Genomic DNA, 15,572 nt, shown 5'->3' on the forward strand with positions numbered 1-15,572 from the left:
ACGCTTGCGAGGGGTCACTTTACACAGTCACTGCGCTGCGCAGTGATTGCACGAGCGGGAAGAGTGGAGAGACAATCAATGACTGCACGTCCCACGAGAGGCGGCGGTACGGACCGAACGGGCGACCCGGCTCCGGACGCCCCCGGCCCGGGGCGCACCCGGGAGGAACTGGTCGCGTGGGTCGCCTCGCTCGGCAACCGGCGGCACGCCGTCTGGGTGCGCTACCAGCAGGCGCTCGCCACCGGCCTCGGCCTCGGCCTGTCCGACGTCCAGTGCCTGCGCTCGCTGGCCCAGCAACGCGGCGAACTCACCACCCGGCAGATCGCCGACCTCACCGGCCTCACCACGGGCTCGGCGACCCGGCTCGTCGACCGCCTCGAACAGGCACGGCTGGTCGCCCGCCGCCGCGACACCGCGGACCGCCGCCTCGTCCACGTCCGGCTGACCCTCGAACGGCGGCCCGACGTCGCCGCCGCCTGGGAGCAGGCCGAGCAGGCCCAGGCCGAACTCATCGCCTCCTACGACGACGCCCAGCTCGCCGTCGTCGGCGACTACCTCAGCCGAGCCGCCGACATCGCCGAAGGACAGATCGAGGGCCTGCTGCGCCTCACCCCGCCCGTCGACTGAAGCGTGCCCGCGTCGGAATCGGCCGCGACGCCGAGCACGGGACGTGGACGTACACCGTCGACCTCGCGCGGGAGAACGGCCGACGGCGCGTCCGGCACCGGGGCGCGTGTGCGAGCCGTGTTTGCGAGCCGCGCCGAGGGAGCTCGGGAGATGGCTGCTGTGCTGGACGGTGAGCTGCGCGGTGACCCGCGCGCCCGTCCCTGCCTGCCGAGCCGGTGCCGCCGGCTCGGCAGCGACGGGCGACTTCGGAGGTTCAGGCAGGCCGGCGAGCGATGATGGCGGGAACCAAGAGCGGCATGACACGAGGTCCGGCATTCCCGGCACGGCGGCCCCACCACAGCGCCACCGGGCCGCGGAGCAGGGCGGCCGTGCCATGCCCCGGGAACTGTTGGCCTCCCCACCGGCTGGGCCGCGGGGCACCCCGGCCCCCGCGGTCCCGGCCGGCCTGTCCCGCAGCGCCGGGGAGGTCCAGGCCTGGATGACCTCGCTCGCCTGGGCAGCGGAACGGTGAAGGGCCAGGCCTCCCGGGCAGCGGGAGGCCTGGCCCTTCGGCTTCAGGTGCGGGCTCGCGGCGTCAGCTCCGGACGGTGGGCGTCAGCTCCGGACGGCGGGCGTCACTTCCGGACGGTGGGCCGCAGGGTGGTGACGGCGCCGTAGTGGCCGTCCGAGGCGCCGCCGACCTCGATCCCGACCGGTGCGGCGGGGGCCCGCTTGAGACCGACCCGGAAGGTGTACGCGACCGGGTTGCCCTTCGTCACGCCCTCCAGCTGGGCCGGCGCCACGCCGAGCCGCCCGTTGCAGTCCTCGGTCACCTCGAAGGACTTCCACTCGTTGCCGACCTTGGCCTCGACCGTGACGTCCTCCCCGGTCAGGCCCTCGCTGGCGGGCAGGGACAGGTACACCGTCGGGCGCAGCCGGCCCGGGCCGTCGGGCGAGGCGACCTTGAAGGTGAACTCGGTGGGGGTCTTGCCGATGACGAGCGGGGAGGGCTTGGAGGCGGAGGCCACGGCCGGGCGGTGGCTGTCGACGACCGAGGTGGTCACGACGCCCTTGGTGAGCACCTGGTAGGTGGACGGCGTCACGGCGTCGGCCTCGACGAGCAGCCGGCCCGGCTGGTTGCCGCGGTCGAGCACCATCCGGTACTCGATGGTGCGGCTCTCGCCCGCGGCCAGGGTGAAGGCCGCGTCGTTGCCGGTGCCGGCGTAGTCCATGCCGCCGCCCTGGCTCAGCGCCGGCATGGCCTTCCAACCGGAGGCGTCCTTGCGCTCCAGGGTGCCCTGCGCCATGGAGAGCATCCGCCGGCACTGCGCGCCCTCGTACTGCTGGGTCGCGACCACCGGGGCCACGCTGCGGGTGCCCGAGGCGTCGTTGTTCTTCCAGGTGACCGAGAACGAGACCTGGCTGCCGACCTGGATCTTCTGGCCCTGGTGGAGGCCGTTGAAGGTGATCCCGATGCCGCCGGCGGGCTTGGCCGGAGCGGGCTTGGCCGGGGCCTTCGTGGCGGGCTTGGTGTCGGCCTTGACGTCGGTCCTGACGTCGGTCCTGACGTCGGTCTTGGCGACGGTGGGACCGGCCGGGGCCTCGGCGGCCGACGGGGCGGTGGTCGGGGCCGCCTCGGTGGTGGGCGCGGCCGGGGCGGGGGTGTTCGGGACGGCACCCGCGCCGGGGGTGGCCGAGGAGCCGGCCGAGGGGGTGGGGGCGGAGGCGGCGACGGACGACCCGCCGTTGGTCGGGCCGCAGGCGGCGACACCGACGGCGGCGACGACGGCCAGCGGGACGATCTTCGCAATACGGGCGATAACGGACGCGTTCATGTGACAGTCCCCCCAAAGGACACGGTGATGGTGATCGGATGAACGGGCGCCTACTGTCGCGCCCCGAGGAGCCGGCCCGAGCCCCCGGCTTCGCCGGCTCGCTCTCCCCGCCTCTCACCCTGATAGACGTCCATCCCGCCGGGGGGTTGCACCCGGGTTCGAAGAAACTTTTCGAGGCCGCAGTGGACTGGTGAGGGGACGTCAATTCCCGCCCTGATTCAGGAGGAACTCCTGGTAGTGCTGCAGCGACGCCACACGGGCAACGAGCCCGGCTCCGCGCGCCAGATGCATCTGCTGCCGCGCGCGGAAGGCCGAACGCCGCGCCTGCTTCCGGCCCGTCTGACGGCGCGTCCGCGGTGCGCCGGTTCTCATCGGTCCACGCCTCCCATCACCGGGTCGATGCTCGCCACCGAGACGATGACGTCCGCGACCTGCCCGCCCTCGCACATCGCCGCCACCGCCTGCAGGTTGGTGAACGACGGATCGCGGAAGTGCACCCGGTACGGCCGCGTGCCGCCGTCGGAGACGACGTGCACGCCCAACTCGCCCCTGGCGGACTCGACCGCCACGTACGCCTGCCCCGCCGGGACGCGGAAGCCCTCCGTCACCAGCTTGAAGTGGTGGATCAGCGCCTCCATGGACTCGCCCATGATCTTGCGGATGTGGTCGAGGGAGTTGCCCAATCCGTCTGGTCCGACGGCCAGTTGGGCGGGCCAGGCGATCTTCTTGTCGGCCACCATGACCGGGCCGGGAGCCAGCCGGTCGAGGCACTGCTCGACGATCCGCAGCGACTGGCGCATCTCCTCCAGCCGGATCAGGAACCGGCCGTAGGAGTCCGCGGTATCGGCCACCGCGACCTCGAACTCGTAGGTCTCGTAACCGCAGTACGGGTCGCTCTTGCGCAGGTCGTGCGGCAGGCCGGTGGCCCGCAGGATCGGCCCGGTGGCGCCGAGGGCCAGGCAGCCGGGCAGGTCCAGGAAGCCGACGCCGACCAGTCGGGCCCTGAAGGCGGGGTTGTGGCTCGCCAGCTTGTCGTACTCCGGGATCCGCGAGCGCAGCAGCCTGACCGCCTCGCGGATCTGGTCCGGCGCGCCCGGGGGCAGGTCCTGCGCGAGGCCGCCCGGCCGGACGTAGCCGTGGTTCATGCGCAGGCCCGTCACCAGCTCGAAGACGTCCAGGACGACCTCACGGTCCCGGAAGCCGTAGACCATCAGCGTGGTGGAGCCGATCTCCATCCCGCCGGCGGCCAGTGCCACCAGGTGCGAGGAGATCCGGTTGAGCTCCATCATCATCACCCGGATGACGCCGGCCCGGTCCGGGACCTGCTCGGTGATCCCGAGCAGCTTCTCCACCGCCAGGCAGTAGGCCGTCTCGTTGAACAGCGGGGTCAGGTAGTCCATCCGGGTCACGAAGGTGGTGCCCTGCACCCAGTTGCGGAACTCCATGTTCTTCTCGATGCCGGTGTGGAGGTAGCCGATGCCGCAGCGGGCCTCCTTCACCGTCTCGCCGTCGATCTCCAGGACCAGGCGCAGCACGCCGTGCGTGGACGGGTGCTGCGGACCCATGTTGACGATGATCCGCTCGTCGTCCGCCCGTCGCTGCGCGGCGGCGACCTCCTCCCAGTCGCCACCGGTGACGGTGTAGACGCGGCCCTCGGTCGTGTCCCGCGCTCCTGCCGACTCGTGCTCGATGCCGCTCATCAGCCGTACGACCTCCGCTCGGGTCCGTCGGTCACGGTCTGTGCGCCTGTGTCGCGACGCACGATCGGGCGCGACGGGCCGCGGTCTCGGCAGGCCGGCCTTCGCGCCGGCCACACGGGCCCGACTCGGCGGCGCGGACTGCCCACGTCCAGGATCTCGCACATCTGCCGTGAACACCCGGCTGGACCGGCAGCGCACCGGCCACGGCCATACTGCGGAACAGTCACGGGTTCCGGGCCAGACGGACCGCTTGCATGATCGGCGCGCGCCGAAGGTCCGGCGGGACCGCGCAGCCGGGGCGCAGCGGCTTGCCGGGACGAGAGGGGTGGGCACAGTGACCGGCTGCCACAGGACCGGCGACTCATCACGTCCCGGGACGGGCCGTAGCGGGCGCCTGCGTGCCGGTTACGGTTCCCCGCCTCGTCCTTCCGGTCGGGGCGGGCGTTGGCGTCGGCCGAGTACCGGCGGTTCAGGACTGCTTGGGCAGTGCAGGGCTGCCGTACTCCTCGAGCGCGTCGATCACGGTCCGTAGGTCCAGTCGGGTGTCCGTGCTGCCGGGACCGGTCGCTCTGGCGGACGAGAACCGGCCGTCCGGGGAGAATTCCACCCGCAGCGTCCAGTCGAGCAGTGAGAACCGCATCGCCCCGTCCTGCTCGCGCGTGACCTGCCAGCCGTAGAGGTGGGCAGTCGCGCCGAGGTAGTGGGCGTCGTGGCTCACCGGTGGAGGCTCGGATTCCGTCATGGCCCGATGCTCGCGTGACCGGTGCCTCGGCGCCAGTCGCCATGCCGCCCCGGCCGTGGACACGGCGGGGGCGGCCGAGCCGACCTGCCGCTGCGGGACGCCCGCTCTACCGTGAAGACGTGGGCGGCGACAGGGCGGCCCCGGGCGTCGACGCCGTTCCAAGTGTCGATGTCGATGTCGATGCATGCCTCGTCCGGTGCCGGCAGCGACCGACGGCTCCGAGCACCGACCGGACGTAGCTGAGTCCGCGCGGGCGATCGCGCTCACGCGGTGTCCACCGGCGGACACGTCGAGCCGGAAGGAGCGACAGAATGGGTACACCTCCGAACGATCCGGTGCCGCCCAACCCGACCCCGGCGCCAGGCCCCGGTGGGCCGGAGCCCGGGCCCGTACCCGGCCCGGTTCCCGCGCCGGGTGGCCCCGACCCGGTACCGCCGGCTCCTCCGCAGCCCGAGCCCGATCCGCAGCCGCCCCCTGCACCCGCGCCGGAACCGGGCCCTCACCCCGGCCCGATGCCGGGACCCGTACCGGCACCCGAGCCGGTCACCTGACCGACGCGACGGACGGGGAGACTTCATCGGGTCATATGGGCACCACGGTCTCCGGTGAGACTCGGCCCCTTGGTTGGACCGTTCGTGACGCGGATGCACTTGATCGTGCTTCTCTGCACCAATGCCGAGGTGGACGGTGGTGTGTCGGGCTGCGAGGTCGCGCATGGCGGCGAGCTTCAGCTCGGTGGCGGCGGGGCTGGCCTCGATCGCGGCGACTTCGCCCAGCCAGCCTTGTTCCTGGGCCGCACGGAGCCGATCGTCTGGCACGGCCACGGTCACAGGTCGCGCCACCTCGCATCTGAGCCGACTTCACGGGTGTCCAGGTGCGAGCGCACCGAGCACCCCAGGCCGTCATTGCTTATCGGAGCTCAGGCAGCGGTCCGGAGTTCTTCGGGTAGCAGCCCTCTTCAAGCCGGAAGAGGTACTTCCGGATGTCCGCGCCGAGCCCTTCAGTGATGTAGGCAGCAAAGTCCCTCAGCCCCTCCGCGGCTTCCCGCTCGTCAGACCTGTCGCTGGACGACCATCTGGGCAGGAGGGACTGCAGGTACTCGGTAACCCGCCCACGGTCGCGCCACCAGTCCCGAACAGCCTCGGGTGTCCATCGGCTGTCACCGTCGCAGGCAACGGGGCCGGGAGCGGATCCGGCGGGCCTCGTCCTCCTCGTCCCACCGGTCGATCATCGCGTTGAGGTCGGGCAGCGTCGCGACATCGGGCACGGGGGCCAGGTGGTTGCGGCGGAACCAGCCGATCTGTCCCTCGAGGCCGCCCTTCTCGTGGGCACCGCCGATGCCGGGCTGGCAGTGGAGGATGGCCAGGCCGATCTTTCGTGAGTACAGAGATTCTGAAGCGCCCGCCGGGCGAACCCACGGAAGCTCGGGCGGTATTGCAGGATGAAGGAGCCGAGTTCGGGCCGGAAGAAGCCGGGACTGGTGGGTTGGTGCCCGCGTACCCATCTGAGTGCTCAGCTTGGCATCCTGCCATTCGCCCGGCTTGTCAGAGGGACTTCCTAACCTGTTGCGCGAGCGGCACTGAGGATGCCGGGGCAGCAGTACCGGAGTGGGTGCCGAGATGAGTGTGGACTTCTTCTGGCGGCGTGTGGACGGCAGGGCGTTGGACGAGCTCTCGCCGAAGGAGCTGGGCGCGCTGGTGCCGCACTGGTTCGACGCGAAGTTCGAGCCCCTCTGCGAGGCCGGTATGGTCATGGGCGTCACGCGCGACGGCTACCTGATGCACTTCGCGTTGACCGCGGGCGAGGCGGCCCGGGACGGCGCGGCTCAACTGCCGGTGTTCGGAGGCGAGCAGCGGGTGGAGGGCGAGGAGCACCCCGAGTGCGGGTGGGTCGGGACGGAGCTGTGGGTGCTGCGACCCGACGACGTGCGGGAGGCCTCGGCGTTCCTGGACCGCGTCGTGGTCGACGACCTGATCAACCGCTTGGACGCCGCGCTGGCGCGAGAGGTCGTGTCCCTCGGCTTCTCCTCTCCGTGGAGCCCGGCGTGGGCTGGGGAGTTGACGACGGACCTGAGCCGGTTGACGGACTTCTTCGCCGCTGCCGCGGCTGCGGGCGACGCGGTGGTCAAGTTCGAGTCGGCGTGACCACCGCGATGCCGTGAGGCGGCCGGGATCCGCGAGTTCCCGGCCCTCCCGTCCCGCTGGACCGGCGCCTGTTCCCGATGCGGCCGACGGCCGACCTGATCGGGGACCGGACCGCGCGGCGCTGTCGCCCGACACGGCCCTGTGGACGGGCTGACGCCGGACGAGGCCGTCGAGCTGATCGGTGACCAGCTCGTCCGGGACGGGCGCGGCAGTCTCGCTCCGGACTGCTCCGACCGCAGGGAGCGGGCCGTCGCGATGACCGTCGAGGCGAGCCTGCGGCGACTGGACGGCCCGAGTCGGCGGTGCTTCCCGCAGCTTGGCATCCTCGCCGAGGACGTCGCCGCCCCCGCCGAGGTCCTCGGTCTGCTGTGGGCGACGGGCGGGCTCGATCCCGCCGGCAGTGGACGCCTGATCCGCGGCGGACGCCCGATCAGGAGACTCCCCCGGATCACACGGTTCCCGGCGACCCGGTCAGGGCCATGCTCCTTGCCCGGGGCTCTCGGCGGACGGCGAGGGATCACCACGCGCGTGCGTCGACGGTCGGGCGGGGCGCCCCATGACCCGGGTGACGGTTCTGTGAATTTCCGACATATATACTCTTTTCATATTACGGCCGTTCAGGTGGCTCTGACGGCCTCCTGACGGTTACCTCAAACCCTCGGAGGCCCTCCCGTGTCCCACTCCTTCCCGCGCCGCGAACCAACGGGAGGCGCTCGTCCCGGCGGCGGTCGGCCCGCTCTGCGCACCGCTGTCGGTGTGCTGACCGCCGCCGTCCTTTCGCTGTCGCCGGTCATACCGGCCGCCACCGCCGGGGCGGCGGGCTCGGGCGGGCAGGCCGTACGGGGTTCCGGGCAGGAGCGGCCGATCGGGCCGAAGCCGGTGGTGGACCTGCTGGCGCACGGCAATCTGACGATGGCGTCGAACTCGGTGGTGTCCTGCGACCCGGAGGACTCCGCCTGTGACGACAACGCGTACAACAACAACCGGGTGAACTGGGTCAAGACCGACCCCGGCGCCCCCGGCAACACGGCCTCCTCGGCCAAGCTGAACATTCCGGCCGGCGCCCGGGTCCTGAACGCCCGCCTGTACTGGCAGCTGAACCCGGTCGGCACCTCGCTCACCTCGACCTCCGGGGACGCGTCCAAGGCGGACCAGGTGTCCGTCAAGGTCCCCGGCGCCACCGGTTACCAGCGCCTGACGGCCGACACCTACGACTGGTTCGACCAGAAGGTCGGCGGCACGCCCCCGGCGCCGCTGACCGCCCACGCGGGCGTCAAGGACGTCACGGAGCTGGTGCGCTCGGCCGGCTCCGGCGAGTACACCGTGGCCGACATCCAGGCCTGCCAGGGCCGTTCCTCCGCCGGCGACTTCGGCGGCCAGAACGTCGGCTGCTGGGGCGGCTGGTCCCTGGTCGTCGCGTACGAGGACCCGAAGGAGCCGCTGCGCTACCTCCAGGTCTGGGACGGGTACCAGCTCATCCGCCCGCCCGTGCCCAGCATCACCATGACCCTCGACGGCATCCGCACCCCGGCCGGCCGAGCGCCGGCGGCGACCATGGGCGTCATCGTCGGCGACGGCGACGCGCCGATCGCCGGGGACTCGCTGGAGGTGGGCCCCGACGCCGGCAAGCTGACCGCCCTGCCCATGCCCACCTCCGGCGGCCCGGCCACCGACAACGCCTTCACCAGCCGCATCGACCGCGTCGCGGCCGACGGCACCGGCAGCAACATCACCGACCGCACCCCGAACCCGGTCGACAACGTCGGCTACGACGCACGGATGATCGACGTCACCGGCAAGATGCCCGCCGGCAGCACCAAGGCCGTCCTGCGCGTCACCGGTCAGGGCGACGCGCTGGAGCCCCAGGCGATCTGGCTGGCCGTCGAGGCGCGTGAGCCCGACCTCCAGCTCACCAAGGCCAACAAGCCGGCCGGCGACACCAGCGGCCAGGCACCCGGACTCGTCCAGCCCGGCGCCGAGATCACCTACACCTTCACCCTCGCCAACCGGCACCAGGACGGCACCAGCGCCGACCTGGACACCGCCACCGGCGTCACCCTCACCGACCGCCTGCCCGACGGGACCGGCTACGTCGAGGGCTCCGGCGCCGGCTGCACCGCCTCCGGACAGACCGTCACCTGCCCGACCGCCGACCTCGCCCCCGGCGCCGAGACCACCGTCTCCTTCCGGGCCCGCGTCGACGCCTCCCTGCCCCCTGGCACCAAGCTCGACGACACCGCCTCCCTCGCCTACCGCGGCGCCCAGACCGGCCGCGACCAGCAGCGCACCAGCAACACCGTCCGCAACACCGTGGCCGAGAACGCCGGCTACCGCCTCACCAAGACCGCGGACAAGACCGACGCGAACCCCGGCGACACCGTCCACTACCGCGTCGACATCACCAACACCGGCAACACGCCGCTCAGCGCACTGACCGTCAGCGACGACCTCACCGCCGTCCTCGACGACGCCGCCTACAACGACGACGCCACCGCCACCACCGGCACGACCACCTACGCCCAGCCCGTCCTCGGCTGGAAGGGTGACCTGGCCGCCGGCGCCACCGCCAAGCTGACCTACAGCGTCACGCTCCACAACCCGGCCGCCGGGGACCACACCCTGCGCAACACCGTCACGGCAGACCGGCCCGGCGGCAACTGCCCGCCCGCGGCGACCGCCGGCGAGTGCACCGCGACCGTCACGGTCCACACCTCGACCCCGGCACCGACCGGCTCGCCCACGCAGAGCCCCGGTGCGAGCACCGGCCCGAGCACCGGCCCGAGCACCGGCCCGAGCGGTGACCACAGCCCGGCGCCCACCGGCCGGCCCAGCCAGCCGTCCTCGGGCGGCGGCATCCTGGCCAGCACCGGCAGTCAGATCGCCCTCACCACCGGCATCGCCGCGCTCGTCATCGGCGGCGGCCTGATCCTGCTGGCGGCTTCCCGCCGCAAGCGCCACCGTCACTGAGCCGGACACCGAACGGCGGCAGGGCGGTCACCACCTGGTGGTGACCGCCCTGCCGCCGTTGTACCGTCGGGGGCCGGCCGGGGCGCGGTCGTCGCCGGCCGGCTCCCGCACCGCCCCGCCGTCGCGGGCGGCCGGTCGTTCCTTCCCCGTCGCCCTTGTGGGCACCCCGGGCGTATCAGCTGGTACACGAACACTGCCCCTCCCGACATGGTGCGTTCACGCTCGGTCTGTTGTGCTGTCCGGGTAGCGACATCGGATACCGGAGTGTGCCCATGCCCGTACACGACCACGGCCGTGAGACCGGCCGGCGCAAACCCGCTCAGCGGCCTGCCGCGCGCTCCTCCTCGACGCCCGCCCCGGGACTGACCCCCGATCAGGGACTCCTCGGCCTGCAGGCTTCGGCCGGCAACGCCGCCGTCGTCCAGATGATGCGCCGGGCCGGACTCCTCGACGACAGGCGGCGGCCCGGGCACAGCGCCGGCCTCGAAGACCGGCAAGCCGCGCACGACGCGCCCGCGGTGCAGCGCTCCTCCGTCCATGCCGTCCTGCGCACCGCCGGACGGCCCCTCGACGAGGCCACCCGCACCGACATGGAGAACCGCTTCGGCGCCGACTTCACCGATGTCCGCGTCCATGACGACGGTGCCGCCAGGGCCTCCGCCGCCGAGATCGGCGCTCACGCCTACACCAGCGGCAGTCACATCGTCCTCGGCGACGGCGGCGGCGACCGGCACACCCTCGCCCACGAACTCACCCACGTCATCCAACAGCGCCAAGGCTCCGTCGCCGGCACCGACAACGGAGCGGGCCTGCGGGTCTCCGACCCCTCCGACCGCTTCGAACGCGAAGCGGAGGCCAACGCGATCCGGGTCATGCGGGCGCCCGCCGGCGAGACCGCTGTCCAGCGGGCACCGCGCGCGGTGCCGCACGCGGGAACGGGAACGGGACCGGTCCAGCGGATGGGCAAGAAGAACAGCGGTCAAGGGTCCTCGAAAGGCGATGCCGCAAAAGGCAAGGCCGTGGACGGCCCCAAGCAGGGCGACCACCTGTTCAACGCCCTCGGGGACGCGATGATCAGCATCATCCCGAAGCTCAGGGAACAGAACGAGAGCCTGCTGTACGAGAGTCCGGACGCGCAGCAGGTGGTCACCGGCCTGATCGACGAGCTGCAGACGCTCGCGGAGCAGGCGAAGAGGCTGCGTGCGAACGAGGAGTACGAATCGGCACAGGCCGTGGTGGGGGGTGGTGCCGGCCGAGCCGGTGACACGAACTCCCAGGTCTACGGAAAGTTCGTCGAGGACATGCGGCACGCGGCCGCCACCCTGCACTACGGCGTCGCCTGGGAGGAAGATCCGCTGGTGATGTCCGTGACCGCCGTGACGACCGCCGGCGACCTCGAGGCGAAGATCTTCGACCAGGACGCCTACCGGAGGAAGACGCAGGAGAACGGGATGAGGGGGAAGAAGAAGCAGGACTCGCTCAACGACTGGGTCCGAGCGACGAAGGCTCACATGTTGAACCTCTTCCAGAAGTACCTGCAGGTCATGAACAGGATCCACGAGGAATCCAGGTAGCCGCTGATCGTCGGATAGCTCCCCTCGCCCCACACCGCGGTCAGGTCCTCACGGCGCGGGGCGAGCGGCGCTCGGCTCCCCGACGGGTGGTCAGTGCTCTCCGACGGGCAGTCAGTGCTTCCCCGACGGGTGGTCAGTGTTCCCCGACGGGCGGTCAGTGCGCAGGGGCGGGCGGCAGGTGGAAGCCGACCTCGGCGCCGCCGCCGGGGGCGGCGGTCGCGAAGACGGTGCCGTGGTCGGCGGCGACGAGGTCGTGGACGATGGCCAGCCCCAGCCCCGAGCCCGGGGTGGCCTGGGTGCCGGCGGCGCGGAAGAAGCGCTCGAAGACGGCCTGCCGGTCGCCGGGGGCGATGCCTGGCCCGTGGTCGCGCACGGACAGCCGGGTGCCGGTGACCCGGATCTCCACCGGGGTGCCGTCCGGGCTGAACTTGACGGCGTTGCCCACCAGGTTGTCCACGCAGCGTTGCAGTGCGCGCGGGCGGGCCAGCACCGGTACCGGGTCCTCGACGGTGACGGCGATCTCGCGGCCGGTTCGGCGGTGGAACCGTCGGGCGCTGTCCTCGGCGGCGGCCGGCAGGTCGAGCGGTTCCGGGTCCTCCGCGGTCTGCTGGTCGGTGGCCAACTCGACGAGCTCGCGCACGATTTCGTCGAGCGCGACGGTCTCGTTGACCAGGGTGGCGAGGATCTGCTCCTCGTCCTCGGGGGCGAGCCGGCCGCGGGCGCGCTGGAGGAGTTCGGCGCAGCCGCGCACCGAGGTCAGCGGGGTGCGCAGCTCGTGGCTGGCGTCCTGGACCAGGCGCTGCTGCTGCTCGCGGGAACGGCGCAGCGCGCCGACCATCGACTCGAAGGCCCGGGTGAGGCCGCCGATCTCGTCGCGCCCGGCGGCGGGCAGCGGGGTGGTCAGGTCGCGGGTGGTGGTGATGTGTTCGGCGGCGGCGGCCAGGCGCCGCACCGGGCGCAGGATCCGGCCGAGGACGAGCCAGCTGAGCAGGGCGCAGGAGACCGCGGCCGCCGCGCTGGTGACGGTGATCCGTTGCAGGAACGCCTCGTCGACCTCGGTGACCCCGGCGTAGGTCTGGCCGACCATCACCGCGCCCTGCCCGTCCGGGCGGGCCTGCGTGAGCACGCCGTAGGGGGTGCCGTCGACGGTGGCGTCCTCCTGGTGGGAGCCCTGCCCGGTGCGGGCCACCTCCAGGGCGCGGGCCGAGACCGGCAGCGCGGGTCCGCCCGGGGTCAGCGGGCGTGCGGTGCCGTCGGCGGGCAGCAGCTGTTCGACGGTGTCGGGCCTGGCGGGCGGCAGGCGGCCGAGGTCCAGGGCGGCGAGCACGGTGTGGGCCCGGTCCTGGAGGCTCCGGTCGAGTTGGTCGGAGACCAGGGTGCTGACACCGCGGTAGGCGGCGGTGACGGGCACGGCGATCGCCAGCAGGACGGAGGCGAGGACCACGAGGCCGATCCTGGTGCGCAGCATCAGGCGGTCCTGACGGTGTAGCCGACGTTGCGCACGGTGTGGATCAGCCGGGGCTCGCCGTCCTCCTCGGTCTTGCGCCGCAGGTAGCCGACGTAGACGTCGAGCGAGCGCGAGTCGGTGTCGAAGTCGTAGCCCCAGATGCGCTGGTAGATCTGATGACGCGTCAGGACGGTGCCCTGGTTGCGCAGGAGCAGTTCCAGCAGGTCGAACTCGGTCTTGGTCAGGTCGAGTCGGCGTGTGCCGCGGTGGGCCAGGCGGGCGGCGGGGTCCAGCGCGAGGTCGGCGAGGGCGAGGTGGGCGCTGTCGGCGCCGTCGCCGTCCTCGGCGCGGGGCGGCTCGGTGCGGCGCAGCAGGGCGCGTATCCGGGCCAGCAGTTCCTCGGTGGCGAAGGGTTTGGCGAGGTAGTCGTCGGCGCCCGCGTCCAGCCCGGCGACCCGGTCGCCGAGCTGGTGGCGGGCGGTGAGGACCAGGATGGGCAGGCGGTCGCCGCGCCGGCGCAGCATCCGGCACAGCGCGAGGCCGTCGAGGCGGGGCATGACCACGTCCACCAGCGCGAGGTCGGGGCGCCGGTGTTCCAGGAGCTCCAGGGCCTCCTGGCCGTCGGCGGTGGTGAGCACCCGGTAACCCTCGAAGCGCAGCAGGTGGTCGAGGGTGCTGCGGACGCCGGGGTCGTCCTCGACGACCAGGACGGTACGCCGGGCGGCGGCGGTTGGATCTGTCATGGCATCATCTTCGCTGGTGGCGGGCGTGGTCATGCCGGCCGGGGGTGGCCGGTCAGCGGGTCGGCGCGGGTCAGCGCGGGTCAGCGCGGGACGGGGACGACGGTGACCGGCGGGATCGCGGACAGGCAGGAGGTGTCACCGACCTCCCCGGTGCGGATGAAGCCGCTGGAGATCTCCAGGGCGCAGCCGGTGGACTCCATCTCCGGGAGGTGTCCGCTGTTGGGTACCGAGACGAACGCGCTGTGGCGGAACTGGGCCGCCGACTGGCGGGAGTTGACCTCGGGGGTGTTGGTGTCGAGGTCTCCGGAGAGCACCAGGACGGGCACGTCGGGCAGGTTCTTGAGGTCGGTCGGCTGCGGGCGGGCGGTGCCCCGGCTCGGCCAGTTCAGGCAGTTGTCCCCGCCATCGGTCTGGCCCGCTGCCCAGCCCTTGGGGCTGAAGGCCCCGAAGTCGGCCGGGTCGGCGGCGGCCAGGGCGGCGTTGTACTGGCGGCGGCGCTCCGACACCGGGGCGTTCGGGTCCCAGGTGCGGACGTAGTCGTTGCAGGTGACGGCCAGGAACGAGGCCTGGTCCTCGGTGCCGGTGCCCTCCATCTCGCCGCGCACCAGGGCGGACAGGGGCCCCTCGTCGCCCGCGGCGTAGGCGTGCAGGGCGGCGGGCAGGGCGCCGAGCAGTCCGGGCTCTCCGGGGTGCAGGCCGATGCCGCGGGTGGCCGGCTCGTACATCAGGTTGGCGAGCTTGTCCTCGGTGAACAGGACGGTGCGCCGCTCGCCGTCGAGCTTGGCGGTCACCTTCAGCGGGCGGTTGCGCAGCCGCTCGGTGACGGCGGCGAGGTCGTGCACCGCGGTGTCCGGGTCGCAGGCGCCGCTGCGCTCGCAGATCCGGCGCAGCGTCAGGGAGACCTGCTGGGCGCCGGGCCGGGCCAGGGAGTCGAAGGCGACCGGGTAGGCGCCGGACAGCACCATCTTCTCGACCCGCTCGGGGTGGCGGTCGGCGAAGACCGGCATCAGGTAGGTGCCGTACGACATGCCGTACAGCACCAGCTTGGGGGCGCCCAGGCGCTCGCGGGCGGCGTCGATGTCGTCGGCGGTGGCGGCGCTGGTGTAGCCGCGGGCACGCGGACCGAGCTCCTCTGCGCACTCGGCGACGGCCTCGCGCTGACCGGCCCGCGGGGCCCAGCGGTACTCGGCCTCGGTGACGTCGCAGGGCAGCCGGCCGGAGCGGCCGGTGCCGCGCGGGTCCAGCAGCAGCAGGTCGTAGTCGTCCAGCACTCCCTGCAACGCGCCGGCCACCTGCTCGGCGCGGTCGATCAGGGTCTCGCCGGGGCCGCCGGGGTTGAGCGCGACGGTGCCCAGCGCCGGGCCGGGGCGGCTGTGGCGGACCACCGCGTAGCTCACGTCGATGCCTCCCAGGCGCGGCTCGTCCGCGACCAGCGGGCGGCGCATGGTCGTGCAGTCGACCCGGTGCCCGGGGACGGCCGGACACCATGCGGCTCGGCCCCTGGTGTCGGCCGGGGAGGCCTGCGCGGCCGGGGCGGCGGTGAGGGGCAGTGCGGCCGCCAGTACGGCCAGGGCCGCGGCCGCCAGGGTGCCGCGCCTCGCCGGCCGGTTCGCGCCCGTCTTCGTGCCCGTGCCCGTGTTCGTGCCCGTGTTCGTGTTCGTCGTCATCGCCGTGCCCTCCATGCGTCCTGCGGTCGGTGTGAGCACGACTCTGCCGGGCGCCCGTCAGCCGCCCGGCAGAGCGACGGCAAAGGCGTGTAAGAACCCGCAGGTTCGCCGCCACCGTGCAGGACGTCTTCGACCGGATGGGGTGGG

The 15,572-nt window shown here is 72.7% G+C and carries 10 protein-coding genes and 1 pseudogene; 4 read left to right on the forward strand and 7 right to left on the reverse strand.

Annotated elements, in window-relative coordinates; genetic code table 11:
- Positions 1-78: 78 nt before the first annotated feature.
- Complete coding sequence (locus ACZ5OX_RS33940) at positions 79-627, forward strand: MarR family transcriptional regulator (protein ID WP_465635455.1); 549 nt, start codon at positions 79-81, stop codon at positions 625-627.
- A gap of 614 nt (positions 628-1,241) precedes the next feature.
- Here the strand turns inward: ACZ5OX_RS33940 and ACZ5OX_RS33945 are convergent.
- The 4 genes and pseudogenes from ACZ5OX_RS33945 to ACZ5OX_RS33960 all read right to left on the reverse strand — a co-directional run.
- Positions 1,242-2,441: a hypothetical protein gene (locus ACZ5OX_RS33945; protein WP_465635457.1), complete on the reverse strand. Its 1,200-nt coding sequence runs from the start codon at positions 2,439-2,441 to the stop codon at positions 1,242-1,244.
- A gap of 368 nt (positions 2,442-2,809) precedes the next feature.
- Positions 2,810-4,141 (reverse strand): NADH-quinone oxidoreductase subunit D, encoded by a 1,332-nt coding sequence (locus ACZ5OX_RS33950; protein ID WP_465635459.1) that lies wholly within the window; start codon positions 4,139-4,141, stop codon positions 2,810-2,812.
- 469 nt (positions 4,142-4,610) lie between these two features.
- On the reverse strand, positions 4,611-4,883 hold the full coding sequence (locus ACZ5OX_RS33955; protein WP_465635461.1) for a hypothetical protein: 273 nt from the start codon (positions 4,881-4,883) through the stop codon (positions 4,611-4,613).
- Positions 4,884-6,057: 1,174 nt separating this feature from the next.
- A pseudogene (locus tag ACZ5OX_RS33960) lies at positions 6,058-6,237 on the reverse strand (IS21 family transposase); the annotation flags it as partial.
- Positions 6,238-6,502: 265 nt separating this feature from the next.
- Between ACZ5OX_RS33960 and ACZ5OX_RS33965 the strand changes: the two are divergent.
- From ACZ5OX_RS33965 to ACZ5OX_RS33975, 3 genes are all read left to right on the forward strand, one after another.
- Positions 6,503-7,027 (forward strand): DUF1877 family protein, encoded by a 525-nt coding sequence (locus ACZ5OX_RS33965; protein ID WP_465635463.1) that lies wholly within the window; start codon positions 6,503-6,505, stop codon positions 7,025-7,027.
- Positions 7,028-7,783: 756 nt separating this feature from the next.
- Positions 7,784-9,994, forward strand: a complete 2,211-nt coding sequence (locus ACZ5OX_RS33970; protein WP_465635465.1) for a DUF7927 domain-containing protein — start codon at positions 7,784-7,786, stop codon at positions 9,992-9,994.
- A gap of 272 nt (positions 9,995-10,266) precedes the next feature.
- Complete coding sequence (locus tag ACZ5OX_RS33975; RefSeq protein WP_465635467.1) at positions 10,267-11,568, forward strand: eCIS core domain-containing protein; 1,302 nt, start codon at positions 10,267-10,269, stop codon at positions 11,566-11,568.
- A 154-nt stretch (positions 11,569-11,722) separates the two neighbouring features.
- On the opposite strand, the gene ACZ5OX_RS33980 is transcribed toward ACZ5OX_RS33975, so the two are convergent.
- From ACZ5OX_RS33980 to ACZ5OX_RS33990, 3 genes are all read right to left on the reverse strand, one after another.
- Complete coding sequence (locus tag ACZ5OX_RS33980) at positions 11,723-13,036, reverse strand: sensor histidine kinase (RefSeq protein ID WP_465635469.1); 1,314 nt, start codon at positions 13,034-13,036, stop codon at positions 11,723-11,725.
- Entirely contained in the window at positions 13,036-13,758 is a 723-nt protein-coding gene (locus ACZ5OX_RS33985) for a response regulator transcription factor (RefSeq protein WP_465635471.1), read from the reverse strand. The genes ACZ5OX_RS33980 and ACZ5OX_RS33985 overlap by 1 nt, the downstream gene beginning before the upstream one ends.
- A gap of 80 nt (positions 13,759-13,838) precedes the next feature.
- Positions 13,839-15,425, reverse strand: a complete 1,587-nt coding sequence (locus ACZ5OX_RS33990; protein ID WP_465635473.1) for an alpha/beta fold hydrolase — start codon at positions 15,423-15,425, stop codon at positions 13,839-13,841.
- Positions 15,426-15,572 lie beyond the last annotated feature (147 nt).

The sequence above is a fragment of the Kitasatospora sp. NPDC032121 genome, from assembly GCF_055580145.1.